This window comes from uncultured Winogradskyella sp. (genome assembly GCF_947495255.1).
Lineage (GTDB): Bacteria > Bacteroidota > Bacteroidia > Flavobacteriales > Flavobacteriaceae > Winogradskyella.
Window position 1 is genome coordinate 301433 of record NZ_CANLYI010000003.1, and the last position, 24535, is coordinate 325967.

Annotated in this window: 27 protein-coding genes and 2 tRNA genes; 15 read left to right on the top strand and 14 right to left on the bottom strand. The window is 31.7% G+C overall.

What is annotated here, in order from left to right:
* The 8 genes from Q0807_RS06175 to Q0807_RS06210 form a co-directional block, all read right to left on the bottom strand.
* Complete coding sequence (locus Q0807_RS06175) at positions 1–534, bottom strand: mechanosensitive ion channel domain-containing protein (protein ID WP_299107596.1); 534 nt, start codon at positions 532–534, stop codon at positions 1–3.
* 39 nt (positions 535–573) lie between these two features.
* A complete protein-coding gene (locus tag Q0807_RS06180; protein WP_299107598.1) occupies positions 574–1509 on the bottom strand; it encodes a septum formation inhibitor Maf in 936 nt (311 codons plus the stop codon).
* A 78-nt stretch (positions 1510–1587) separates the two neighbouring features.
* A complete protein-coding gene (locus tag Q0807_RS06185) occupies positions 1588–2181 on the bottom strand; it encodes a Maf-like protein (RefSeq protein WP_299107600.1) in 594 nt (197 codons plus the stop codon).
* 1 nt (position 2182) lies between these two features.
* On the bottom strand, positions 2183–3109 hold the full coding sequence (locus Q0807_RS06190; RefSeq protein WP_299107602.1) for a geranylgeranylglycerol-phosphate geranylgeranyltransferase: 927 nt from the start codon (positions 3107–3109) through the stop codon (positions 2183–2185).
* Between the two features lie 8 nt (positions 3110–3117).
* On the bottom strand, positions 3118–3429 hold the full coding sequence (locus Q0807_RS06195; protein ID WP_299107604.1) for a hypothetical protein: 312 nt from the start codon (positions 3427–3429) through the stop codon (positions 3118–3120).
* Positions 3430–3436: 7 nt separating this feature from the next.
* Positions 3437–3970 carry an HAD family hydrolase gene (locus tag Q0807_RS06200; protein ID WP_299107606.1) on the bottom strand — a complete coding sequence of 178 codons (534 nt, stop codon included), beginning with the start codon at positions 3968–3970 and terminating at the stop codon, positions 3437–3439.
* An 11-nt stretch (positions 3971–3981) separates the two neighbouring features.
* Entirely contained in the window at positions 3982–4554 is a 573-nt protein-coding gene (locus Q0807_RS06205) for a hypothetical protein (RefSeq protein WP_299107608.1), read from the bottom strand.
* A complete protein-coding gene (locus tag Q0807_RS06210; RefSeq protein WP_299107610.1) occupies positions 4551–5339 on the bottom strand; it encodes a Rossmann-like and DUF2520 domain-containing protein in 789 nt (262 codons plus the stop codon). Before Q0807_RS06210 ends, Q0807_RS06205 begins: the two co-directional genes overlap by 4 nt.
* 69 nt (positions 5340–5408) lie before the next feature.
* Between Q0807_RS06210 and Q0807_RS06215 the strand changes: the two genes are divergently transcribed.
* The 5 genes from Q0807_RS06215 to Q0807_RS06235 all read left to right on the top strand — a co-directional run bounded on the left by Q0807_RS06215 (position 5409) and on the right by Q0807_RS06235 (position 11150).
* Entirely contained in the window at positions 5409–5801 is a 393-nt protein-coding gene (locus Q0807_RS06215; protein WP_299107611.1) for a group III truncated hemoglobin, read from the top strand.
* 54 nt (positions 5802–5855) lie between these two features.
* Positions 5856–6305, top strand: coding sequence for a large conductance mechanosensitive channel protein MscL (gene mscL / locus Q0807_RS06220; protein WP_299107613.1), 450 nt, complete (start codon positions 5856–5858; stop codon positions 6303–6305).
* 104 nt (positions 6306–6409) lie between these two features.
* The gene (gene ccsA / locus Q0807_RS06225) at positions 6410–9607 is read left to right on the top strand and encodes a cytochrome c biogenesis protein CcsA (protein ID WP_299107616.1); all 3198 of its coding nucleotides are present in this window, start codon (positions 6410–6412) and stop codon (positions 9605–9607) included.
* A gap of 100 nt (positions 9608–9707) precedes the next feature.
* Positions 9708–9947 (top strand): T9SS type A sorting domain-containing protein, encoded by a 240-nt coding sequence (locus tag Q0807_RS06230; RefSeq protein WP_299107898.1) that lies wholly within the window; start codon positions 9708–9710, stop codon positions 9945–9947.
* Positions 9948–9995: 48 nt separating this feature from the next.
* Positions 9996–11150, top strand: a complete 1155-nt coding sequence (locus Q0807_RS06235) for a PLP-dependent aspartate aminotransferase family protein (protein ID WP_299107618.1) — start codon at positions 9996–9998, stop codon at positions 11148–11150.
* 68 nt (positions 11151–11218) lie between these two features.
* On the opposite strand, the gene Q0807_RS06240 is transcribed toward Q0807_RS06235, so the two are convergent.
* Genes Q0807_RS06240 through Q0807_RS06250 form a run of 3 tightly spaced genes read right to left on the bottom strand, consistent with a single transcriptional unit; the run spans position 11219 to position 15468 of the window.
* Positions 11219–11905: a DUF2490 domain-containing protein gene (locus Q0807_RS06240; protein ID WP_299107621.1), complete on the bottom strand. Its 687-nt coding sequence runs from the start codon at positions 11903–11905 to the stop codon at positions 11219–11221.
* A 55-nt stretch (positions 11906–11960) separates the two neighbouring features.
* A complete protein-coding gene (pckA, locus tag Q0807_RS06245; RefSeq protein ID WP_299107623.1) occupies positions 11961–13571 on the bottom strand; it encodes a phosphoenolpyruvate carboxykinase (ATP) in 1611 nt (536 codons plus the stop codon).
* 58 nt (positions 13572–13629) lie between these two features.
* Entirely contained in the window at positions 13630–15468 is a 1839-nt protein-coding gene (locus tag Q0807_RS06250; RefSeq protein WP_299107625.1) for an SLC13 family permease, read from the bottom strand.
* A gap of 222 nt (positions 15469–15690) precedes the next feature.
* On the opposite strand from Q0807_RS06250, the gene bshB1 reads away from it, so the two are divergent.
* The gene (gene bshB1 / locus Q0807_RS06255; RefSeq protein WP_299107627.1) at positions 15691–16413 is read left to right on the top strand and encodes a bacillithiol biosynthesis deacetylase BshB1; all 723 of its coding nucleotides are present in this window, start codon (positions 15691–15693) and stop codon (positions 16411–16413) included.
* A 59-nt stretch (positions 16414–16472) separates the two neighbouring features.
* A tRNA-His gene (locus Q0807_RS06260) sits at positions 16473–16548 on the top strand.
* Positions 16549–16658: 110 nt separating this feature from the next.
* Here the strand turns inward: Q0807_RS06260 and Q0807_RS06265 are convergent.
* The 3 genes from Q0807_RS06265 to Q0807_RS06275 all read right to left on the bottom strand — a co-directional run bounded on the left by Q0807_RS06265 (position 16659) and on the right by Q0807_RS06275 (position 19924).
* Positions 16659–18236, bottom strand: a complete 1578-nt coding sequence (locus Q0807_RS06265; protein ID WP_299107629.1) for a M28 family peptidase — start codon at positions 18234–18236, stop codon at positions 16659–16661.
* Between the two features lie 130 nt (positions 18237–18366).
* Positions 18367–19398, bottom strand: a complete 1032-nt coding sequence (locus Q0807_RS06270) for a M28 family metallopeptidase (RefSeq protein ID WP_299107631.1) — start codon at positions 19396–19398, stop codon at positions 18367–18369.
* Between the two features lie 169 nt (positions 19399–19567).
* Entirely contained in the window at positions 19568–19924 is a 357-nt protein-coding gene (locus tag Q0807_RS06275; RefSeq protein WP_299107633.1) for a hypothetical protein, read from the bottom strand.
* 264 nt (positions 19925–20188) lie between these two features.
* On the opposite strand from Q0807_RS06275, the gene Q0807_RS06280 reads away from it, so the two are divergent.
* From Q0807_RS06280 to Q0807_RS06315, 8 genes are all read left to right on the top strand, one after another.
* A tRNA-Ser gene (locus Q0807_RS06280) sits at positions 20189–20273 on the top strand.
* A 207-nt stretch (positions 20274–20480) separates the two neighbouring features.
* Positions 20481–20939 (top strand): hypothetical protein, encoded by a 459-nt coding sequence (locus tag Q0807_RS06285; RefSeq protein WP_299107635.1) that lies wholly within the window; start codon positions 20481–20483, stop codon positions 20937–20939.
* A 26-nt stretch (positions 20940–20965) separates the two neighbouring features.
* Positions 20966–21190 (top strand): hypothetical protein, encoded by a 225-nt coding sequence (locus Q0807_RS06290; protein WP_299107636.1) that lies wholly within the window; start codon positions 20966–20968, stop codon positions 21188–21190.
* 10 nt (positions 21191–21200) lie between these two features.
* Positions 21201–21566: an arsenate reductase family protein gene (locus Q0807_RS06295; protein WP_299107638.1), complete on the top strand. Its 366-nt coding sequence runs from the start codon at positions 21201–21203 to the stop codon at positions 21564–21566.
* 95 nt (positions 21567–21661) lie between these two features.
* The gene (locus Q0807_RS06300) at positions 21662–22048 is read left to right on the top strand and encodes a hypothetical protein (RefSeq protein ID WP_299107640.1); all 387 of its coding nucleotides are present in this window, start codon (positions 21662–21664) and stop codon (positions 22046–22048) included.
* Between the two features lie 6 nt (positions 22049–22054).
* On the top strand, positions 22055–23329 hold the full coding sequence (locus tag Q0807_RS06305; protein WP_299107642.1) for an MgtC/SapB family protein: 1275 nt from the start codon (positions 22055–22057) through the stop codon (positions 23327–23329).
* Positions 23330–23590: 261 nt separating this feature from the next.
* The gene (locus Q0807_RS06310) at positions 23591–23857 is read left to right on the top strand and encodes a DUF5661 family protein (RefSeq protein ID WP_299107644.1); all 267 of its coding nucleotides are present in this window, start codon (positions 23591–23593) and stop codon (positions 23855–23857) included.
* Positions 23858–23993: 136 nt separating this feature from the next.
* Positions 23994–24503, top strand: a complete 510-nt coding sequence (locus Q0807_RS06315; protein WP_299107647.1) for a ferritin — start codon at positions 23994–23996, stop codon at positions 24501–24503.
* The last annotated feature ends 32 nt before the right edge of the window (positions 24504–24535 follow it).

Sequence of the window (24535 nt, forward strand, 5' to 3'; positions counted from 1 at the left end):
TTATAAAATACTAGTATCATCTAAAGCATCCTTTTGCAATAAAGTTACAGCTTTTTGTAGAAGTAGATTGTTTGGATAAGTAACTAAGTCGCCATTATCTTCTCTTAGGTGAATCTGAAAGGCTCTAATGTCTTCTATAATAGCTTCAACAGGATAATCTTTATCGTGAATCCTAATTTTGTCTCCAACTCTATATGGAAAGGAAAAAAACATAATAACGCCAGAAGTAACATTGCTTAAAATAGACCAAATAGCAAATAAGCCGACACCAATGACTGCAAATACGGATGAGAAAACGAGTGAAACTTGTTCTGGTTCAACACCTAAAATAAACGTTTCTATGAGTATCGCAATTAAAACTAAGATTACAGTGATATAACGACCAATTAGTCCAGCACGTGCTTCTGTAGTTCCGCTTTTTTTGCCAATCTTTTTTACGGTTATAACAATGATAGATCTTATAATAATAAGTATTATGAGTAATATAGAAGTGTATATAATTATATCTTGATAGTTGGTTAAAATAGCAGTCATATAACGGGTAATTTACTTTTAATTAGAATCAAAGTTAGTTTATTGCAATTTTAAATCTTTTCTTAGACTTAAATCTGCATTACTTTTCTTATTCCAATAATCTGTTTTTAGAGTTTCTAATCTGGTCGCTTTTGTTGTTAAGGTTTTAGCAGAAAGACCATCACCTGTTGTTATGGTTTCTTTCCATCCTAAAATATCATAAGGAAAATTAGGGTTGAAGTCAATTTGTAATGTTCTGCCTAAATCTTCATAACTAACAATGTAACTCTTATTGTTTAAACTCGCTGTTGCGTTGTATGTTTTAAGTTCATCATGATTTAACCGTACACTTTCTATAGATGGTATAAGATTTATATCTCCAACAGGAAGACTTTTTGGGTCTATTCTTAATTTTGCCCATAATTCATTTTCTGTCCAGTTTTTGTTAAGTTTAAAAGTGGTATCTGCTTCACCTTGAAAGTAAGAATGTGAAACCACTTCAAAATCATCACGATTGTTTAATTGCGTATAAACATGACCACACCATTCTTGTACGGATGCCGAAATTTTTAAAGCGTGTTGGTTATTAGCTACAGGGAAAAAGGTGCTCTGCATTATAGAGTAAGGGTAAATACCAGTGTTGAAGTTCTTGGTCATATTCAATTTTAAAATCGGAATATTACTAGCATCATAATTATTAGCTTTAACCTGTTCGTTTGGTAAAAAATCTTCAGTCACAAAAATTAAGACTGACGTTCCTTCTTTTATTTCGCCATAACGAGCTTGTTCTAATTTATAAGATGTTATTTCCGCTTCACCATTATACCAATAATCTTTAAAGTCTTCAGACAATTTGGTTTTTGGTGCTAAAGGTTCAGCTTTTAACTCTGAAATCTGAGCAGTTTCCGTTATAGTTGTATTATTTTCTTTACAAGATGTAATGCTTAAAATACTTCCTGTTATTAAAACAACTATGAGTTTTAAATTCTTTATCATAATGTGAGTATTTCGTGGTTTTATAACCTAAAAAAGCATAGGTAATCCAATACTAATTTTTATAATAAAGGTACGCTTCTAAATACTGTCTGCAATGCTATTTAACGTTTTGTAAAGTAAATGTGTTGGTAAGCCTACAACATTATTGTAAGAGCCTTCAATGCTAGTAATAGCAACAGCACCAATCCATTCTTGTATGCCATATGCACCAGCTTTGTCTAGTGGTTTAAAATGGTTAACGTAGTACCAAATTTCTTCATCAGATAGGCTTTTGAACGTCACTTTTGTAATGGTGTTAACAATATATTGTTCAGCATTAAACGTGCAACAAATAGAGGTAACCACTTCGTGTGTTTTATTGCTTAACGATTTTATCATATTAAAGGCATCATCTAAATCCTTTGGTTTTCCTATGGCTTTATCGTCTAGCCAAACAATAGTATCACTTGTAATAAGAATATCATTGCTTTGTAGGTCTCCAGCAAAAGGTTCAGCTTTCAATTTGGATAAAAAATCAGTGATTTCTTCTCGCTTTAATTGCTCAGGATAAATTTCTTCAACTGGTTTTAACCGAATTTCAAAATCGAGATGCATGTCTTTTAAAAATGCATGACGACGAGGTGAAGCTGATGCTAAAATAATATTGAAGTCCTTAAGTTTGTCGTTTAGCATACTATTTTAATATAAAATTATAAAGTAATAACGATAACATGCCACTTAACATCACTAACTTATAGATTAAACTTATATGCTTGTATTCTGCTTTATCCTTGGCATTAAACAATTTGATACTTGCATAAATTAAAGGAGCAATGACCAAAATTAAAAAGTAACCTACAACAGTCAGTTGTTTAAATAAGTATGTGACAACGTAATACGTTATTGATAAAATAGGAACTAGTGAAATAAGAAATACAATTTTATTTGCGCGTTCTCTACCTAAAACTACAGGTAGCGTTTCTATTTCTGCTTTTTGGTCCCCTTCAATATCTTCTAAATCTTTAACCAATTCTCTAACCAGATTAATCATAAAAGCGAAAATCGCATAATCCTTAATAACGTTAATAAAGGTGGTTTGTACAGCTTCATTGCTAGCATTTATAGCAGGTATCAACTCAAAAACACCGACTAATAAAATACTTAAAGCAACAACTAGAGATACAACGGCATTACCAACAATGGCTATTTGTTTTAGCGATGTAGAATAAATATAGAGTAGTGCAGATGCAATAAAAAAGATAGCAAAAAAACTAGTTTTACCAATGCTATAAGTTAAATAAAAACCAAGACCAACACCAACAATATTGAGTACCATAAATAATGTTGTGGCATCTTTTTCACTGATGTATTTATTTATAATAAGTTTATTTGGTTTGTTAATTCTATCGGTTTCAATATCTTGAATATCGTTAATAACATAACCAGCAGCAGCAATTAAAAGTGTGGCTAATACTAACAGGAAAAAATTGAAATGCGACAATGTGGTTACAACACCATGACTTTCACTAAAAGGTAACAAAAGTGCATATTTTATTAAGTACTGCATTATTGCAATCATTAATAAGTTTTTCCAACGGATTAAATTGAGAAAGTGAATCATTTGAAGGTTTAATGAGATGATATTTTAGTAAATAAATAATAGGCAACAGCTGCAATGATAATAAAAACAATGATACTAAGAAATAGAGTTCGTTTTAAAAGTTGCTGTTCTTGCCGTCTTATTTTATCCTTAATTTTTTGTTTGTCTTCTTTAGTTAGATCAATATGCAAGAAATCCATTTCATAATGCAAATGAGCTTCTAGGTCTAGTTTCTCTTTGTATTTAGAAAAAGGTGTAGATGATTTTCGGTTAAATGTTGCCTGACTGTTTCCAAAACCAATATATCCAAATCCTGTACTATGTCTTCTTCTTCCTGACATATATCAATTAATCGTATTTGGCATTAAAATTACCATTCCATTTGCCTTGAACTTTTAAAACTTGTTCAATAACATCTCTAACAGCACCTTTTCCACCATTTTTGTGTGAAATGTATTTTGAAATCACCTTAATTTCTGGGACTGCATCTTGCGGACAACATGGTAAGCCAACTAATTCCATAACAGGAAAATCTGGAATATCGTCTCCCATATACAACACTTCAGATTTTGAAACATTGTGTTGATCTAAATAACTATTTAGTTGTTCTATTTTATTATGTGCACCTAAAAAAATGTCTTTTATACCTAAGGCAGCCAAACGTTTACGGACACCTTCGTTAGAACCACCAGAAATAATACACATATTAAAACCAGCATCAATAGCTGTTTTAAGTGCAAATCCATCTTTAATATTCATGGTTCTTAGCATTTCTCCGTCAGTAGTTACGGTAATTGTTCCGTCTGTTAAAACACCATCTACATCAAAAATAAATGTAGTAATGTCAGCTAAATATTCTTTATAACTTTTATCGTCGCTCATAGTCTATGATTTCAAAGATTTAAATCATTTAATTGGTTAAATATATCAAAATAATGTTGTTCCGTTCTTAATTCTATAGTCAAGGCATTTTTTAATTTATAAATTTTGTAAATTTCATTCAATTTAAATAATGGTAGAAATAATGGTAGAAATAATTGAATTAATTCTTGAATTAAATGTGACTTCTTTTCTGTTATTAAAAGGTAATTTGAAGCTGATTCTAACTCTATAATATTTGCATTGAATAGTTTTAAAACGGAATCTTTAGTAGCCTTTCTTCTTATTATAAAATCAGCAATATTTATTGCTGTAAGTTCAGTTTTCCATGTTGCTGAAACAAAAAGGTTTTGTGTCTTTGCCGATAATAATAAATTACCAGAAGAGAATGTAGATTTTTTATATTCTAAAATCCATTTTCTTGGTGTTTCAATTTTTCCAATAACTAAATAAGACCAAGCATTGTAATTACCTTTTATTTTGCCTTTATGCTCAATAATAAAATCTTCAAACTCTGAACAAGATGATTCATTCTTAATATAGAATGGTGAATCTGTTTCGTTCGTATCAGCGTTTGGTGTTATCATCGTTTTATTTGCTTGCTAGACCTGTTAGAAACATTATGGGTCTTTTTAATTGATGAGGTTAGCATTTTGTAAATCGCTTCATGCTCTTCTTTTTCAATCAATTTTAACTGTCGCTTTATAGTTTTTTTGTCATTGCGTTTTGCAGGACCAGTTTGTGCCATAAAAGGAGACATTTGTTGAATTTTCTTAGCCGTTTCTTCAATTAACGGATGTAAAATCTCAAATTCTATATTCTTGGTTTCACAAATTTCATGACCAATTCTATAGAGTTGATTTGTAAAGTTATTTACAAAAACAGCGGCTAGGTGAAGCGTTTGTCGTTGTTCGGTTGTAATCTTATGAGGTTTGCAACCCACAGCTCTTGCTAAATCCCTTAAAAGTTCGAGATTCTCTTTTTCATAAACTTCAACACAAATTGGCACTTCAGAAAAATCAATATCTGCGCCTTTAGAAAAGGTTTGCAATGGATAAAATACACCAATTTTATTTTTTTTGTCTATATCGTGCATGGCTACACTTCCAGAAGTGTGCACTACAAGACGGTTGGTGAATGGTAAAGTCGAAGAAAATTCGGCAATGCTATCATCGCTAACGGCAATAATATAAACGTCTGCTTCTTTTAATTCCTCTAATGAATCCGTTATTTCTACGTCATTTGAATACGAAGAAATTGAGGAACGGGTTCTATTATACCATTGTTTTACAGAAACGGTTTCCGAATTTGAAAATGCTTTATATAGATGTGTGGCCACATTGCCGGCACCAAGTAATATCACTGAAATCATGCTGTAAAAATACTAAGATTTCTTATCTTAGAATCACAAGAAAGCGATTAAAAGAATAACTTTGAAACTATGAATAAAAAAGACATAAAAACTAGAGAAGATGTTTTTCTTTTAGTTTCCAAATTTTACGCTAAAGTTAGGGGAGATCAAAAAATAGGACCGTTTTTTAATGAAACTATAAAAGATTGGGAAGCGCATTTAGAACATCTAACTACGTTTTGGGAATCGAGCTTGTTTTTAAAAACCAAATTTAAAGGCAATCCATTAGAAGCGCATACTAGAGTAGATAAAGCATTTAATCATAGTATTACAGAATTACATTTTGGACTATGGTTAAACTTATGGTTTCAAACTATAGATGAATTATTTGAAGGTGATTATGCAGAAAATGCCAAACGTAGAGCTCGTAAAATGGGCACTTTTATGTACATGAATATTTTTGCTGCGAGGAATAAGGAATAAAACGCTTCCTTCTTCATAAATTTGTGGTTTTAAAAATCTAAAATTAAAACACAAATGAAGCTTTTAAAAGAATTTAAAGAGTTTGCAGTAAAAGGAAACATGATGGATATGGCTATTGGTATCATAATAGGTGCAGCCTTTAATAAAGTTATAGATGTCCTAGCTAAGCAAGTTATTTTACCGCCTTTATCTTTATTAACCGATAGTGTTAGTTTTAGTGATAAAAAGTTAGTGCTAAGAGATGCAATTGTAGATGCCTCAGGTGCAATTACAACAACGGAAGTTGCGGTTGCTTATGGGAAATTATCTGAAGTGTTTTTAGATTTTCTGATTATTGGTTTTTCGGTTTTTATTATTGTGAAATTCATGAATAGACTTAGAAATAAAGCTCAAGATGCAAGTGATGAAACCGTGGCAACACCAAAGGATATTCAATTGTTATCTGATTTAAAAGATTTAATGGAAGAGCAAAACAAAATGTTGAAGGCAAATTCCAACCAATAAATCAATAGTATTAATAGAATTTTAACATCTTTTGCACCATTTAAGGGAACTCGTAAATCGTTAAAAAACCATATCTTTGCGCGAGCTTAAAAAAGCCCTTAGTTATGCAAAAGAAAATCGCTAATTTCCTATTCTCCACAAAACTTACCGGATTCTTATTTATTGCCTTTGCCGTTGCTATGGCAGTTGGTACTATTTTAGATAGAAATATGGGCACATCTCCAACGCCTTATACTAGAACATTGATTTATAATGCTTGGTGGTTTGAAGCTATTATGGTGTTTTTTATCATAAATTTTGCTGGCAATATTTTTAGATATCGCCTGTATAAAAAGGAAAAATGGGCAACTCTAATATTGCATTTATCTTTTGTTTTTATTCTGTTAGGTGCTTTTATTACACGTTATGTCAGTTTTGAAGGTATGATGCCAATTGTTGAAGGTGAAACTGAGAATGAATTTTTCTCTGCAAAAACGTATATAGGTGGAAGAATTGTTGGTGATTATAAAATTAATGGTGAATTACAACAGCGTAGAATAGAGGAAGAGGTCGATTTTTCTCCAAGGTTAGATAATGACTTTAATAGAACTTTTGATTATGGTGATACAGAAGTTACAATTAAACTTGAAGAGTTAATAAAAGGCGCAGAAAAAGATATTATACCTAATGAAACAGGAAAAAGATATCTAAAGATAGTTGAAGCAGGACAAGGAGCACCACACAATCACTTTTTAGAGGATGGTCAAACATCAAACTTGCATAATGTATTAGTATCGCTGAATAAGTTTCAAGAAGGCGCAATTAATATTATGGAAACTGAAAATGGTCTTTTCATTAATTCACCTTATGATGGTGATTACATGACTATGGCTACGCGAGCGCAAGGAAAATTAATAAAAGATAGCTTACAGCCATTAATCTTAAGATCTAGATATGTTATTGGTAATATGCAAATAGTTATGCCTAAACCAATTGTTAGAGGTGATTTCGGTGTTGTAAAAAAAGCATCATTTTTAAAAAATGATGAAGATGGCGTTATCTTAAGTGTCACGGCGAATGGTGAAACTAAAAAAGTGGGCCTTTTAGGAGGTCCTGGAAATTACGGAACTTTAGAAGAGTTTGAAGTAGGTGGCTTAGAAATGGGTCTACAATATGGACCTAAAGTATTAAAGTTACCTTTTGATATTAAACTTAATGATTTTATTGCCGAAAAGTATCCTGGTACAGAAAGCGCTTATTCATCTTATAAAAGTAAAGTGACCGTTTTTGATAAACAAGATGGCGATTTTGATTATGAAATATTCATGAATCATGTGCTAGATTATAAAGGATATCGATTTTTTCAATCTGGTTTTGATTCTAATGAAACACGAACTATTCTTTCTGTAAATCATGATTTTTGGGGAACATACATTACCTATGCTGGTTATATGCTATTGTATTTTGGTTTAATGGCAATTCTGTTTGCTAAACACACACGTTTTGATGATATACGCAGTAGATTAAAGAAATTAAGAAAAAAGAAGGCAGAATTGATGACTGTTATTTTGCTTTTAATCAGTTTATCTGGTTTTGCACAAGAACACTCAGCAGATGATGGACATGATCATTCTACAAAACCTGAAAAGGAGCAGATAGATTCAATTCTAAGAGTTCATATTACACCAAAGGAGCATGCTGCGAAATTTGCAGAAATGGTGGTTCAGGATTATAGTGGTCGTATGATGCCTATGCATACATATTCTTCAGAAATGCTTCGTAAGTTGAGTAAAAGTGATGTTTATGAAGAATTTAATTCAGACCAAATATTCCTTTCTATACAAGAGAGTCCGATGCTTTGGTACAATGTTCCAATTATATATTTAAAACCTAGGAAAGCGGATTCAATAAGAACAATTATCGGAATTGGTTATGATGTTGAGCATTCTAAACTTGTAGATTACTTTACACCAGATGGAAGATACAAATTAGCACCTTATTTAGAAGAAGCTTATAAGGCACAAGTGCCAAATGGTTTTCAGAAAGAAGTAAAGGAAGCTGACTCTAGAGTTAATTTATTATATAATGCAATAGAAGGTCGCTCTAATAAAATATTTCCTATACCAGATGATGAAAATAATAAATGGATTTCATCATTAGAATTTAGAGAACAAGGTTTCAGAGAAAAAATTAAAGACACACTCTACGGTAACTTTATTAATAATGGTTTTAGTGCTTATTTAGTAACATTAAATAATGCTAAACAAACAGGTGATTATTCTAAAGCCGAAGAATTACTTAGCGGAATTAAGAAAACACAACAGAAATTAGGTAGTGCCGTAATGCTCCCAGACGATAAAATTAAAGCCGAAATTCTATACAACGATTACGATATTTTTAAACGTTTGTTTAGTTGGTATATGTATGCTAGTACAGTGTTATTTATCCTTATTATAGTTCAGATTTTTAAATATAGAAGTAATTGGATTAATATAGCTATTAAAGTACTTATTGGTGTAATTATAGCATTGTTTGTATTGCATTTAGGTGGTTTAATATTACGTTGGTATTTGTCTGGTCATGCACCTTGGAGTGATGCTTATGAATCTATGATATATGTTGCATGGTCTGTAATGTTATTCGGATTGTTGCTCGGTATAAAGAAGAGTAGTTTAACAGTTGCAGCATCTGCATTTGTATGTTCTATGATATTAATGGTGGCACATTGGAATTGGATGGATCCAGCCATTGCAAATTTACAGCCTGTTTTACAAGGTTATTGGTTAATGATTCATGTATCTGTAATTGTCGCTAGTTATGGACCATTTGCCATCGGAATGATTTTAGGAGTTGTAGCTCTATTGCTAATGATATTAACAACTGAAGAAAATAAAGAGCGTATGCTCATTAATATTAAAGAGCTAACCATAATTAATGAAATGGCTTTAACTGTCGGTTTAGTAATGCTAACGATTGGGAATTTTCTTGGTGGAATGTGGGCTAATGAAAGTTGGGGAAGATATTGGGGTTGGGATCCAAAGGAAACTTGGGCACTTATTAGTATAATGATTTATGCTTTTGTAATACACATGCGTCTTATACCTGGTTTAAGAGGTCGTTGGATCTATAGTTTATTATCTATAGTGGCCTTTGCAAGTATTTTAATGACTTATTTTGGTGTTAATTTTTATTTATCAGGTTTGCATGCTTATGCAAGTGGAGACCAAATATTAAGCTTTCAGTTTATAGCAATCACAATCGTCGCAGTGGCTGTACTTGGTTTCTTCTCTTTTCTGAAGTATAAGAGATATTACAAGAAATAATTAGTAGATTGGTTATTTTTAGATTTTATTTTGTGGTAATTATGGATACCATTAGAGACAAGTATTATCTGTTTCTCAAACTGAATTTGAAGATATAAAAATATGGCATTCAGCACTACAGAATGAATTAAATATAAATGGACTTTCAAAATACAACGGTTCAATTGCTATAATGCTGCATAGTATTGATGGTAAACGAATTATTGACGAAAAAATCTCAGGTAATAACAATTCAAATACTATAAAACTCCCAACTATAGATATTACTGCAGGTGTTTATATTCTAATAATAGAATCAGATACGTATTCATACACAACTAAATTTTGTATTGAGAATTAAGATTCTACTGACTATTTTCATTAATTTTATTAAATTAATAATTATAAGATGTCAGAAAACAAGAATCTTGGTTTAAACACCATTTGTGCACATATTGGAGAAGTAAAAGATGAACAATTTAAAGGTGCAATTTCACCAATGTACTTAAGTTCATCTTATGAGTATTTAGATGTTGACGTAAAACGTTACCCTCGTTATTTTAATACACCAAATCAAGAATTTTTAGCTAAAAAAATAGCAGCTTTAGAACATACAGAAACCGCAATGATTTTTGGGTCTGGTATGGCTGCAATTAGCACTATGTTTTTAGCATTTTTAAAACAAGGTGACCATCTTGTGGTTCAGAATACATTGTATGGAGGAACCGTTAATTTTATAAAAGAAGAATTTCCAAAATACGGCATAGAATTTACGTTTACGAACGGTTATAAAGTTGAAGATTTTGAGGTTGCTATACAAAGTAATACCAAACTCATTCATATTGAAACTCCTTCTAATCCTTTATTAACTATTACAGATATTAAAGCAATTGCAAAATTCGGTAAGTCTCAAGGGATTTTAACTTCTATAGACAATACGTTTGCATCACCTGTAAACCAAAAACCTATGGATTTAGGTATAGATATGGTAATGCATTCGGCTACAAAATATTTTGGTGGTCATAGTGATATTTGTGCAGGAGCTGTAGCCAGTTCAGCTGAACATATAGAACGCATTTGGAATGTCGGAAAAAACCTTGGTGGAAGCTTAAGTGATATGACGGTTTGGATGTTAGAACGTAGTATGAAAACCTTAGGACTGCGGGTAAAAGCGCAAACGAAGAATGCTATGAAACTTGCGAAATGGTTGGATAAACATTCAAAGGTTTCAAAAGTGTATTACCCAGGATTAAAATCACATCCAGAATATAAATTAGCAAAATTGCAAATGAGTGGTTTTGGAGCAATGCTTTCTTTTGAATTGATAGATGGCTTAGATTCGCTACAATTTCAACAAGAATTAAAATTAATAAAATCTTCAATGAGTTTAGCAGGTGTAGAGAGTACAATGATATCACCACATCTTACTTCTCATGCTTTATTAAGTCAAGATGAGCGTGATGCTGTAGGTATCAGTGATCAATTGATTCGTTTTTCTGTAGGTATTGAGAATACTAAAGATTTAAAAGAAGATATTAACCAAGCTATTGAGAAATTAAAATAAAAAAGAGGCTAAATACTTAGTCTCAATTCAATGTATCCAAACAATATTTGGCAGAAAAATGATTTTTTTTATTGTTTTTTCTCTTTTCTAAAGTCGAATTTTAAATTAAGTTGAACTGATAATCGGTTAAAGCTTTTAGTTTTAAATGAATGTCGGGCATAGCCAAATTCTGCTTTTATATTTTTATCAAAACTAAAACCTAAACCAACGAAAACCCTGTTTTGTTGAAAATCGAATTGATTTAAATAAAAGTGAATTTCATCATAAATAGATACAAACAAAGTATTGTTAATAGGTATTTTTCCTTTAAATCTATAGCGTAATCTATGCTTAAGGATATTTTCAGTTTCATATTCTAAAAAACGCTGTTCTAATCTAAATCTTTGAGAAAGTTTAATTTTATTTAGTTTGTGATTAAATACAAGTTGTTCTAAAATACGGTGTTCTTTAGTGTGAGGTGTGTTATTAACTTCAAAAGAAGAGTCAATATCACCATAAGCATAGCCAATACCAATAGAAGTTTTTGTGTTTAAATGATAATTAGCACCTACTATACCCAAGAGTAAATGCGTTTTTTCTGCTGGCAACTCGTAATTCCAACTCGTTAGTGAGCCAAACAAGCTATACTTATCGCTAACTCTGTTAGATGAAGTGATTTCGTACCAAGAACCTAGTTTACTTTCTCCAGTATTTTGAGCTTGTAATTGGGTTTGAGTGAAAATAGCAATAATGAATATGTATATGTAATTTTTCATAAAAGATGTAATAAAAAAAGAGCCCTAAAAAGGACTCTTTTTAGTCATGGAATTATTAAACATGGTCGTTTAAGTGATGGTGTTCATCAATTAATGGACCGCCTTCAATAATTTGTTCTGATGCTTCACTCGCAAATTTTTCAAAATTTAAATGGAATGAATGTGCTAATTGAATTGCTTTACTAATGTATCCACCTTTTTGTAACCAAGTATTCATTGGGTCTAAAATTTCAGTAGGAACATTAGGACAGTATTTTGGCATGTGTAATCCAAATATTGGATGTTGGTCATAATCCACTTTGTCTAAATCACCGTTTAAAATTGCAGTAATCATAGCTCTAGTATATTTTAGTTTTATACGAGATCCAACACCATAAGGACCACCACTCCAGCCCGTGTTAATTAGCCAAACGTTAACACCTGCTTCTTGCATTTTTTTACTTAGCATTTCTGCATAAACTGTTGGGTGTAATGGCATAAATGGCTCTCCAAAACAAGCAGAGAACGATGGTACTGGTTCTGTTATACCTGCTTCTGTACCTGCAACTTTAGCTGTGTAACCAGAAATAAAGTGGTATGCAGCTTGACCTGGTGTTAATTTAGAAACTGGAGGTAATACACCAAAAGCATCTGCAGTTAAAAAGAAAATATTTTTTGGGTTATCTGCGTAAGAAGGTTTTTGAATATTATCTATATGGTATATTGGGTAACTTACACGTGTATTTTGCGTAATGCTACTATCCATATAATCAACTTCTCCATTGTCTTTAAAAACAACATTTTCTAAAATCGCACCTGGCTTAATAGCTCTAAAAATATCTGGTTCTTTTTCTTCAGAAAGGTCAATTACTTTTGCGTAGCAACCACCTTCAAAGTTAAAAATATTGTTGTTTGCAGTCCAACCGTGTTCATCATCACCAATTAATTTACGTGTAGGATCGGCTGATAATGTCGTTTTTCCTGTGCCAGATAATCCAAAGAAAATAGCAGTATCACCATCTTCACCAACATTAGCAGAACAGTGCATTGGTAATACATCTCTCTCTACAGGAAGAATAAAGTTTAAAGAAGAGAAAATCCCTTTTTTAATTTCACCTGTATAACCAGAACCACCAATTAAGGCAATTTTTTTAGAAAAATTAAGAATTGAAAAATTTCCTTGACGTAAGCCAACAGCCTTTGGATCTGGTGCTACATAACCAGGAGCACAAAGAACCAACCATTCTTCTTTGAAATTTTCTAATTCAGATTCATCTGATCTTAAAAACATATTATAAGTAAACATGCTAGACCAAGGGTATTCTGTAATGGTTCTTACGTTTGTTTTGTATTCTGGATCAGCACATACATAAGCATCTCTCGCATAAATTTCTTTACCACTTAAGTATTTAACGATTTCAGATTCTAATTTGTCAAAATTTTCAGGTGAGATAGCTTTGTTTGTTTTTCCCCACCATACTTTATCTGCTGTGTAATCATCTTTTACAATAAAGCGGTCTTGAGGAGAACGACCAGTAAATTTACCAGTATTAATAGCTAAAGTTCCGTTAGCGGTTTCTTTTCCCATTCCTTTTTCAACAGTAAAGGCTTGTAATTCTTCAGGACTTAAGTTCCATTTTGCAATGGCGTCTTTAATTCCGTATTTGGTTAGGTCTCTTGTTTTCATAACTAATTTGTTTAATAAAGTTTCCATAATTAAAAATTTTTATAATTCGACGTTCGATTTAAAATGGCCAAATTAATGGCACTAATAATAATGTTGTTATTAAAAAGAGTAGAAGCAGTGGTGCACCTACTTTTAAATAATCCATAAATTTGTATCCACCTGCTGTCATTACCATTGCGTTGGTTGTTGTACCTACAGGAGTTAAAAATGCTGTTGAAGCACTAATAGCAACCACAATCATAAATGGTGCAGGAGAAATGTTTAATGTATTTGCTGCTATAATTACAATTGGAGCCATTAATACAGCTGTTGCTGAGTTGTTTATTACTTGACTGAAAGTTGTTGTTAGTAAAAAGACACCTCCTAGTAAAACTACCGGATGAAAACTACCTAATGAGCTTACGAGTCCATTGGCAATTAATTCTGCTGTTCCTGTTTTTTGTAAAGCTATTCCCATGGGTATCATGGCAGCAATCATTACTACACTAATCCAACTAATTCCTTTATATGCTTTTACCATTGGTACGCAACCTGTAATTAAAATAATACCTGCAGAAATCAATGCTGCTATTGCACCAGGTACAATTTTAAAGACTAACATTACTATCATAAGTAATAGTGAAAATAAAGCAATGTAAGATCTTATAGAAAGAGTAGTTACTGTTTTTGCCATACCTTCTGGACTACCACAAATTACAAGATGTTGGTAATGATTTTTTAGTTCATCAATAGCACTCCATTCACCTCTAACTAAAAATGCATCGCCTGCTTTTACTGTAATATCTTGTCCGTCTAATGGTCTAGAATTTCTTGAAGCTGCCATTAATTGTAGATTATATCTTTCAAAGAAATGGCTAGATTTTATTTTTTTGCCAACCCAAGCAGATTGAGGAGTAACTAAAACTTCGGTCATACCAACTTCTTGATTGATAAGATTTTCTCTTAATTCATTTTCAATGGGATTTAGAGGTAACAAACCAAGTCTAAATGTTATCATTAGAGCATTTATGGCTTCGGTATTTCCTTTTACAGTAATAATATCGTGGTAAAGAAATTCTGTATCACCTGTTGGTAATTCAATAAATGGACTGTTACCCTTTAAACGATTAGGATGTCTTCTTTTTATACGAAGGATTGAAACATTAAACTTATTTTCAAAATCCCAATCACTTAATTTTGTATTTAATAATGGAGAAACTGACCTTACTCTTAATCTGTAGTATTCACCATCAACTTGGTAAGCTCCAATCCATTGGTGAAGTGTAGTGCTAATGTTTACAGGCTTGTTATTAGTTTTGTTACTTGGTAAAAGTCTATAACCAATAAATCTAAAATAGAGTAGTGCTAATATTAGTAAGGGTAGACCAATAAGACCAAATTCAAAGAATGAGAAACCTTCTAAACCACTTTCTATCATTGTGTTGTTTACAATAATATTAGGAGGTGTACCTGTTAAGGTTAGTAAACCACCTGTATTAGATCCAAAGGCAACTGGCATTAATAGTTTTGATGGCAATGTACCAATACTCCAAGCTGAAGATATAGTAACAGGCATTAAAGTCGCCACTGTACCAGTATTACTAACAACTCCAGAAAGTAGTCCTGAACCTAACGTTGTAATCAGTAAAAGTTTTACTTTACTTTTACCTGCTAGTTTTATAAATTTTTCACCAGCTAAAGCTGTCCAACCCGTTTGAGATAATCCTTCTCCTATAATAAAGAGCGCAGCAATCATAATTACAGTTGGGTTACTAAAACCACTTAAAGTTTCAGTTAGGTCTAATATTCCGAAAATAAATAGACTCAACATTGAAAGAAGTGCAATAATATCTGGAGTGAATTTTCCCCAAATGAAGAGAGAAATAGTGATGATTAGTATGGCTATCATTAAGCTCATATGGTGTGGTTCTTTTTAATTATAGTGTAAAGGTAGAATCAATAGGAACTATTATATATGACGAATGTCATACTTTGGTTGTATTGTGAATTTTTCAATTTTGATTAGTTTTTTTTATGAATTTGTAACTTTAATTCAGTCGATAACGTTTGCGAATTAAAAAGTAAGCTGATATCTACCTTCTTTTTAATATTTTTGGTATTCAGAAAAACAAAAACGAGCATGAAATTAGACATATTGGCTATTGGAGCACATCCGGATGATGTTGAATTAAGTTGTGGAGCAACCTTAGCAAAGGAAGTTGCTAATGGTAAAAAAGTTGGAATTATAGATCTAACACGAGGGGAATTAGGAACAAGAGGAACTGCAGAAACGCGTGATGAAGAAGCCTCTAATGCAGCAAAAATTTTAGGAGTACATACAAGAGCAAATATGCGATTTGCAGATGGCTTCTTTATTAATGACAAAGCTCATCAAATAGAAATCATAAAGATGATTCGTTATTATCGGCCAGAAATAATTATTTGTAATGCTGTTGATGATAGACATATTGATCATCCTAAGGGCAGTCAATTAGTAAGTGATGCTTGTTTTTTAAGTGGGTTAAAAAAAATCGAGACTAAATATAAGGATAGCAATCAGCTTCAAGAACCTTGGCGTCCTAAACAGGTATACCATTATATACAATGGAAAGATATAGAGCCAGACCTTGTCGTAGATGTAACTGGTTTTATGGATATTAAGGTAAAATCTGTTTTAGCTTATAAAACTCAATTTTTTGATCCAAACAGTAAAGAGCCTGAAACTCCGATTTCTAGCAAGAATTTTACGGATAGTGTTGATTATAGGGCAAGAAATTTAGGACGATTAGTTGGTGTGGAACATGCTGAGGGTTATACAGTTGAGCGTTTTGTTGCAGTAGATTCGATATTTGATTTAAAATAATTATAAAAAGTCTTTGTAGAAAAATGTAAATATTTTACATTTGCAATCCAATTTAAAATGGTGGTTGTAGCTCAGCTGGTTAGAGCGTCGGTTTGTGGTACCGAAAGTCGCCGGTTCGAACCCGGTCTTCCACCCAGAAGTAATAAGCCTTTCAGAAATGAAGGGCTTTTTTTGTGGATAGAATTAAAAAAGTCCTTCATTGTGTTAGTGAAGGACTTTTAATATGTATTTGATGAGATTGAAATCTATTCGCTAGCTTTATCAACAATAACTCTTTCAGCTCTGTTAGCTACTTCCCAAGCCGTATAGAAGACTAAACGTGATCTTGTTTCTAATAAGTCGTATTCAATTTTATCTGGCGTGTCCGATGGTTTATGGTAATCATCATGTGTTCCATTAAAATAGAAAATTACAGGAATATTATTCTTTGCAAAATTGTAATGATCCGATCGGTAGTAAAAACGATTTGGATCATTGTCGTCATTAAACTTATAATCCAACTCCATTTGGGTGTATTTTGTATTTGCTTCTTCAGAGATGTTATGTAACTCTTTGCTTAATTTATCACTACCAATAAGATATATATAATTTCTAGTACCGATAGTTCGTTTAGGGTCAGTTCTACCTATCATATCTATATTTAAATCGGCTACAGTATTTTCTAACGGAAAAATAGGGTCATTATCTGCATAATGCTTTGATCCAAGAAGCCCTTTTTCTTCACCCGTAACATGTAAAAACAGGATTGTACGCTTTGGTCCATGTCCTGCTTTTTCAGCTGCTTTAAAAGCTTGAGCTATCTCTAAAATCGCAACAGTACCAGAGCCATCATCATCTGCACCATTATATATTTCACCATTTTTAATACCTTCGTGATCTAAGTGAGCAGAGATTACAAGAATTTCATCTGGTTTTTCAGAACCTTTAATGTAAGCTACTACATTTTCTGAAATAACTGATTCAGATTTGTTTTCAACTTCAATATTAACATTTACATTAATTTGTTTGGCTGTAGCATCATCTAGAATAGTAGAATTAAGTGCTTTTCCTAAGTCTTCATTAATCATTAACATAAGAATGTTGTCTTCATTACTTTTTAAAGTTAAGCGACCTGTTGAGCCAGATTCTGCTTGTCTTTGGTAAAAAGGCGCATATTTAGAAAACGATTCGCTATTCATATATAAAAGCGCTTTAGCACCATTTGTTTTTGCGGCTTCTTTTTTACTAGAAAGCGCTTGTCGACCATTAGTCCATTTTGTATCATCAGTTTTACTAGAAGTAATAAAATTTCCTTCTTCGTCTTTAGGTTCACCAGCTTTTGCTAATACTATTTTATCGGTAACATCAATATTTTTATAGTCTGAATAGTTTTCATCATCAATACCATAGCCAACGTATACAATTTCATCTGCAGAAATCGTCATGCTCTTTGAAGCAGCTAAAACAATATGATTTTTAAAATTTTCGAATTCTTTTCCGTTAACGGATAATTCTGCTTCTGAAACTTGTTGTTTTTCTAAAGGAACTTCTTGAAAATAATCTTCTCCACCTAAAGGCGAAGGAATACCCATTGCCTGATATTTCTCTTTTAGATATTCAACTGCCATTTTCTGACCTTTATCACCAGTGTTTCGTCCTTCAAATTCATCTGACGCATATTTGTATAACATGGTTTTTAACTCATCTGAAGTAATGGTAGAAGCATAATCTGTAGGGGCAGCAATTACTTCTTTTTCAACCTGTGTATTGGTTTTGTTCTTTGTTGAGCTACCACAACCTAGAATAAGAAATGCACTACAACCTAGAATTAGTATTTTTTTCATGTTTAAGTTTTATTAAAAAGTTTGAGCAATTAGAAAGTTAATTTATCCTCAAATTGGTTTATTGTAAAAATATATAAAAAACAGTAATGCTTGTTGTGTTACTTATTTATAAAGGAATAATTTTTTTTAATTATATAATTTCGGGCTTTAGTCGTTCTTTAGAGTTTGCCAAATACCAAGCTGTTGCAAATATCAATTTAGCACGTTTTTCTAGAAGTGGATAATTTATTTTTTCCGCTGTATCAGTGGGTTTTGTGTAATCTTCGTGCTCACCATTAAAAAAGAAAATAACAGGTACACCCTTTAATGCAAAGTTATAATGGTCTGATCTGTAGTAATACTGATTTGGATCACTGTCATCATTGTATATATAATCTAATTCTAAATTTGTAAAAGTTGAATTCGCTTCTTGAACGATAAAATCGAGTTCAGTACTAATTTTATTTGATCCAATTAGATAAATGTAGTCTTCATTGTCTATATGTCTTGGATCTACGCGACCAATCATATCTATATTTAAAGTGGCAACTGCATCTTCTAATGGGAAAATAGGATTTTCTGTATAATACCTCGATCCATGAAGACCGACTTCTTCACCAGTTACATGTAAGAATATAACACTTCGTTTTGGTCTGTGACCATCTATAACAGCTTGGCTAAAAGCTTCTGCCATTTCTAGAACTGCAGCTGTACCAGAGCCATTATCGTCAGCACCATTATAGATTTGTCCATCTTTTATGCCTTCATGATCAGAATGTGCGGAAATATAAACATATTCATCAGGGAATTCAGATCCTTTTATATAAGCGATAATGTTTTGAGAATCGTTGAGATTGTTAGGCAGTGTTTCCTTTGGTACAACTTGGTAATAATTAGGATTTGTTTTTGGAGCAATTATATTTAAACCTATATATTGATTTCTTATAAAATCGCATACTTGGTTATGACCTTCTTCACCAGTCATTCTGCCTTTATATTTATCTGCAGATACTTCTACAACATAAGATTTTAGTTGTTCTGTATTAATAGTATTGAGATACTTCTCTACGATATCTTTATCATTATAATGAATACTATCTTTAAGATTGTCAATTTTCTCGCTATGTCTTAATGTGGCGCAAGAACCAACTAAAAGTAGAGCAGAGGCAATGAGTGTTTTCATGTGTTTTTATCTATAGTTCTTAGTGGTCACATGCTGTTAGCAACAAATCAATTTACTTGATACTTGGAGTTCTTTCTACTCTTGTTTCGTTTAAAAAAATGATTTGGGTAAAAATAAGTTAATTTGAGAGAAGATATTTCTACAAATGAAACCAAAACTTAAAATCTAATTAAATTTTTCCTTTTGGTTGACTTAATTGTGGATCTATTAATTCAATATTTTTTTGATCATCTTTGTCTACTTGATCAGTTTGATCAGTTTGTTTTATTTGTTCTGTTTCTATAGTTTTTGGTATAATAGTAATGTTTTTATAGATAGTAAGTCCTAAAGACATTATAACAAGTAGAAATATATACTGAATAGGTTTTGTTTTGCTTTGTGCCTTTTTTGTAATAAATAATAAAACTAAACCACTGATAAAAGCTATTATAATAGGAAGAACGGAAAAGCTATAAAATTTAGTCGCTGATAAAACGGTTGCTAATATTGCTGTGATAAACCCGACGATAATCAATATGTTTTTCATGTTTTTTTCAATTTTATTTTATTAATAAATTATTTCAATGTGATTAAAGAATTTCTTAGATTAAGATAATTCGTAAATTTAAACATAAAGTCATCATTTATTATGCCGAAAAAGATTAAATAGCCTTAAAAAGTATTGAATATTAACGTACTATAAACTGAATTTATATTTTTTCGAAAAAACTAGTCAAAAATATTTGTCTAAAACAAAAAGGGGCTTATATTTGCAGCCGCAATCAGGCAAATAGCTTGATGAGGCACTCAAGGAGAAATGGCAGAGTGGTCGAATGCGGCAGTCTTGAAAACTGTTGAGGGTCACACCTCCGGGGGTTCGAATCCCTCTTTCTCCGCAAAACGAAACCCATAACGAAAGTTATGGGTTTTTTGTTTTTACTATTATTTTAACCTCATTTCATAAATATCCAAAAACAAGAAAACTATATAGAACGGTATTTTTTTTAGTTTTTTCTGTTGAAGTTAATATTCTGCTCTAAATGACCTAGATCATTTTAAAGCCAAAATCACCAATTTATCTTTACACTATAAAATTTCTTATCATGAATGATTTTAGATACAGACCAAAAGATAAATATATTCAACAAGCCGACTGGCAAAAATTATATGTACTTACAGATCATTGGAAATCAGACCTTTTATTTTATAATGATGATTTAAGATTTTTACATCATCTTATTGATAAGTATTTTCTATGGATTTCAAAAAAAGAAAATATAGATATGGTGGAAGAGATAGAAGTTAATTTACTAAAAATAGATAAACAATGTGCTTTGTTATCCGAAAGAGTAAACACGCATTTACATCATCTTAAAGAATTAATTGATAATCCATTTGTATTTGTATCCGAAAAATTTAGAGATGAACACGAACTTTTAGAAGACGACTTAGCCCAGTTTTTAAAGGACTTTAGGGATAATCGAAAAGAAATTTTTAAAATTACAGAATACATAGTAAAACGGGAAGAATTGGAGGGGAAACTAAGCCGTGTTATAAAATAGTCACAGTTGAGAAAACAATTTGTATTATGAAAGATTTACATAACATGCTAAAAGAGATAACGGAACTCACAACTGATATAGAAACTAATTATCCAGAATTGTATCGCTCATTAGAGGAAATTCCAATGACTATCCCTACAAACGAAAACCCTAATGTAGATAAAGTAGTTATGCAAGACTATTTAGAAAGTTTAAAGCAATTATTAGAACATTACTTAAAAGAAGAAAAAGTAAGAGTTAGCAAGCCTTAAAATCATAATTATGGGAGAAATAGCAACATCCAACAGACAAGTTACTTTGTTTTACAATTCAGATTCACCAAGAGGAGAAAAAACTTTGGCTTATGCTAAAGCAAAACACTTAAAACTGGAAGAGATTGATATGCTAAAAACAAAACTTACAGGAACCCAAATTGTAGAGTTGGCACATAAATTACATTTAGAAGTTACTGATCTTATAAATCAAAACCATCCTGCATACGCTTCACATTTTGAGTATCATAATTTTTCTGAGGATGATTGGATTAAAATGATTCAGCATAATCCAGAGATTATGAAACAACCAATAGCTCTAAAAGGAGATAAGACTATTATAGTAGAAACGCCAACTGATATACTTAAAATCTAGAACCTTAAAAGGATTTGCTTGAGTCTGACTTAGGTCATTTGAAACCTTCTATTATTGATCAACCTTTGTTAAACAAATCATTAAAATCAAATACCATGGAAACTAAAATTTTATATAATTCAAACATGCATTTTGAACACAAACTTTGGAAAGGAGAACTCGACTTTTGGAAAGATGAATTAAAATCATTTAATAATCGTTTAAGTGAACTAGTAACGCGCTGGACCAACAAAGATGTTTTAGCGCAATTAGAACATTTTCAAAATGAATTTGTGCTTCATGGTTCAGTGATTGAAGATTTAGAAGAAACCATTAATGAACATGAAGAACGCATAGCTGGCCAAAGTATAGAAGGTGAAGATGCTATCGATGTGCCATTAGCTAAACAGCACGTTGAATTTAGAAACCGTATAGAGACACAACGTGAAATCTATTCAAAACTTAAAAAAGACTTTTTTAGTTTTCTAGAAAAATATATGTAATGCTATATGCAAATAGCTCAAGAAATAAACGAACTAGTTGAGTCCTATATTCTTGGGGTATTAATAAGTATGGGAATTGGTCTCATAATAGGTTTAGAAAGAGAATACGACAAAATTAAGGAAGACCAAGGATTTGCAGGAATACGAACTTTTCCTATTGTTGCAATTCTTGGTTTTTCTTTAGCTAGCCTAACAGAGTTTTTTACGCCTTGGTTATTAATAATTAGTCTAGGTTCGTTTATTCTATTTTTGGCGTTTAATCACTTTAAACAAGAAAAGGAAGAACATGGACAAGGATTAACCACTAATTTAGCTTTAATAGCAACATTTGTTTTAGGTGTAATGGTTTCTGTACAATATTATAGAGATGCCGTTGCAACGGCTGTTATTATAGTAACATTACTTTCTCTTAAAACGCGTTTTCGTTTATTCATAAGTAATATCACGTCCGAAGAACTTTTCGCATTTATAAAATTCTCAATAATTGCCTTATTAATTCTTCCTTTTTTACCGAACAAGGATTACGGTCCAGATAGCTTATTAAATCCTTTTGAAATAGGTTCAATTATTGTAATCGTTTCTTTTTTAAACTTTATAGGTTACTTTTTAGTAAAATTTGTGGGTTCTAAAAAAGGTATAATTCTTACTGCAATATTGGGCGGACTTATATCGAGTACAGCAGTGGCTTGGAACTACGCATCAAGAAGTAAAGAATCACCAGAACTTTCAAAAAAATATAGCGCAGGTATAATAGCAGCATCAGCAATTATGTTTCCAAGGCTAGCTTTACTAGCCTATATTTTTAATGTTGAAATCTTAAAATATTTAGCGCTGCCCTTTACTTTATTAACATTAGTATGTATTACAGCGACTTTAATATTGATAAGAAAAGACGACAATAAACCTGATACAAATATTAAATTAGGTAATCCTTTAAATATTTTAAATGCCATAGGATTTGGTGTAATGTACGTCGTTATTCTATTCGCAGTTTTTTATAGCAATCAATTTTTTGGAGAACGTGGTTTATACTATTCTGCTTTAATTGCTGGTTTGGCAGATACAGATGCCATTACAATAAGTATGTCAAAATTCTCTCTAGATGGCGACAAGTTAACGCTCGCATCATCCGTAATCATTGCAGCTACCATAAGTAATATGTTAGTAAAATTGGGTATAACCGCATTTAAAGGCTCTAAAATAACAGGCAAACTTGTTGGTTATGCCTTTGGTAGTGTTATCCTAGTCGGTATCATTTACATCCTTATTATTAGAGGCTAGTTACAATTCAATATTTAAAATTTGGGCGTGACCACAAGGGTCAGGCTTTTCGTTACAATTCCTCGCATCTCCTGCGTCGAGCTGTGGGATTTCCACTGCAATCCTTCACGCAAACCCCAAAAATCAAAATAACCTTCAATAAAACATTCCTTTTCATCATGCTGACCCAAGTCAGTGTTGGTATTCTTTTAGAAAAGTAATTTTATACTAGAAATTGTGACACTGGTCCTTTGAGATTTCTGTCAAATAAATAGTAATACCATGAAAAAATTAAATGCACAAGAAGCAAAAGAGATAGGTAATACTCTTGGTATTCATTGGGAAGATATACCATTAGATGAATTCACAAAAGGCATAAATGTCGAATTTGAACATGGTACCAGATATCCAGAAACCAATGTTACTAATAACGATAAAGCCTTAACAGGAAAAATAGCTTGGGCTCATTTAAAAGAGTTTCCAGATTACTATACACGCTTAGAAAAAATGGAAAATGAAGCGGAAGACTATTGGAACAAAAATAAGTAAACTGATTTAAATTAGTTTACTCACTCTGACTTAGGTCAGTGTGCCTCTCTTGATAACATTCTAATTTTGAAGTGTAAACAGATAACAATAGTTAGATGTACAATAGCAAAAAATAATTTATTTAAATAATAAGAAAATGAAAACTAAATCAGAATTTTTAAGTGAAGCAATGGTGAAATTGCTGAATTATAGAGTAGAGCAAGAAGAGTTTTCTGCGAGAATTTATTTAGCAATGTCCACATGGTTAGATGACAAAGGATTTGTAGGAGCCGCAAAGCTTTTTAAACAATATAGTGATGAAGAACTTATACATGCAGATAAAGCTAAGAAAATGCTTTCAGCTAATGGAATAAGACCTATTACACCAGCTTTAAAACAGCCAAAACAAGATTTTATTAGTCTTCCAGATGTTATAATATCAGCTTTGGCACACGAAAAAGAAATTACCACACAATGTTACGCACTTACTAAAGCTGCACATAAAGAAGAAAACTTTATGGTGGTAGAACTTGGTTTGTGGTATTGCAAAGAGCAAGCAGAAGAATTAAGTAAGGTACAATACTTAATAGATAGATTAGAAGCATTTGGCGAAGAACCAAGTATGCTCAGAAAATTAGATGAAGAAATGGGAGAGCTAGCAAATTAATTAGCTAGTTAAAAATCTTAAAATATTGTATT

Bases quoted from the DNA above. Each gene is read 5' to 3' on its own strand.
- Q0807_RS06290 (WP_299107636.1), top strand. From the start codon at position 20,966: ATGAAAGATTTACATAACATGCTAAAAGAGATAACGGAACTCACAACT.
- Q0807_RS06310 (WP_299107644.1), top strand. From the start codon at position 23,591: ATGAAAAAATTAAATGCACAAGAAGCAAAAGAGATAGGTAATACTCTT.
- mscL (WP_299107613.1), top strand. From the start codon at position 5,856: ATGAAGCTTTTAAAAGAATTTAAAGAGTTTGCAGTAAAAGGAAACATG.
- Q0807_RS06315 (WP_299107647.1), top strand. From the start codon at position 23,994: ATGAAAACTAAATCAGAATTTTTAAGTGAAGCAATGGTGAAATTGCTG.
- Q0807_RS06180 (WP_299107598.1), bottom strand. From the start codon at position 1,509: ATGATAAAGAATTTAAAACTCATAGTTGTTTTAATAACAGGAAGTATT.
- Q0807_RS06275 (WP_299107633.1), bottom strand. From the start codon at position 19,924: ATGAAAAACATATTGATTATCGTCGGGTTTATCACAGCAATATTAGCA.
- pckA (WP_299107623.1), bottom strand. From the start codon at position 13,571: ATGAAAACAAGAGACCTAACCAAATACGGAATTAAAGACGCCATTGCA.
- Q0807_RS06185 (WP_299107600.1), bottom strand. From the start codon at position 2,181: ATGCTAAACGACAAACTTAAGGACTTCAATATTATTTTAGCATCAGCT.
- Q0807_RS06235 (WP_299107618.1), top strand. From the start codon at position 9,996: ATGTCAGAAAACAAGAATCTTGGTTTAAACACCATTTGTGCACATATT.
- Q0807_RS06205 (WP_299107608.1), bottom strand. From the start codon at position 4,554: ATGATAACACCAAACGCTGATACGAACGAAACAGATTCACCATTCTAT.
- Q0807_RS06265 (WP_299107629.1), bottom strand. From the start codon at position 18,236: ATGAAAAAAATACTAATTCTAGGTTGTAGTGCATTTCTTATTCTAGGT.
- Q0807_RS06215 (WP_299107611.1), top strand. From the start codon at position 5,409: ATGAATAAAAAAGACATAAAAACTAGAGAAGATGTTTTTCTTTTAGTT.
- Q0807_RS06250 (WP_299107625.1), bottom strand. From the start codon at position 15,468: ATGAGCTTAATGATAGCCATACTAATCATCACTATTTCTCTCTTCATT.
- Q0807_RS06210 (WP_299107610.1), bottom strand. From the start codon at position 5,339: ATGATTTCAGTGATATTACTTGGTGCCGGCAATGTGGCCACACATCTA.
- bshB1 (WP_299107627.1), top strand. From the start codon at position 15,691: ATGAAATTAGACATATTGGCTATTGGAGCACATCCGGATGATGTTGAA.
- Q0807_RS06200 (WP_299107606.1), bottom strand. From the start codon at position 3,970: ATGAGCGACGATAAAAGTTATAAAGAATATTTAGCTGACATTACTACA.
- Q0807_RS06285 (WP_299107635.1), top strand. From the start codon at position 20,481: ATGAATGATTTTAGATACAGACCAAAAGATAAATATATTCAACAAGCC.
- Q0807_RS06305 (WP_299107642.1), top strand. From the start codon at position 22,055: ATGCAAATAGCTCAAGAAATAAACGAACTAGTTGAGTCCTATATTCTT.
- Q0807_RS06270 (WP_299107631.1), bottom strand. From the start codon at position 19,398: ATGAAAACACTCATTGCCTCTGCTCTACTTTTAGTTGGTTCTTGCGCC.
- Q0807_RS06240 (WP_299107621.1), bottom strand. From the start codon at position 11,905: ATGAAAAATTACATATACATATTCATTATTGCTATTTTCACTCAAACC.
- ccsA (WP_299107616.1), top strand. From the start codon at position 6,410: ATGCAAAAGAAAATCGCTAATTTCCTATTCTCCACAAAACTTACCGGA.
- Q0807_RS06195 (WP_299107604.1), bottom strand. From the start codon at position 3,429: ATGTCAGGAAGAAGAAGACATAGTACAGGATTTGGATATATTGGTTTT.
- Q0807_RS06175 (WP_299107596.1), bottom strand. From the start codon at position 534: ATGACTGCTATTTTAACCAACTATCAAGATATAATTATATACACTTCT.
- Q0807_RS06295 (WP_299107638.1), top strand. From the start codon at position 21,201: ATGGGAGAAATAGCAACATCCAACAGACAAGTTACTTTGTTTTACAAT.
- Q0807_RS06190 (WP_299107602.1), bottom strand. From the start codon at position 3,109: ATGATTCACTTTCTCAATTTAATCCGTTGGAAAAACTTATTAATGATT.
- Q0807_RS06300 (WP_299107640.1), top strand. From the start codon at position 21,662: ATGGAAACTAAAATTTTATATAATTCAAACATGCATTTTGAACACAAA.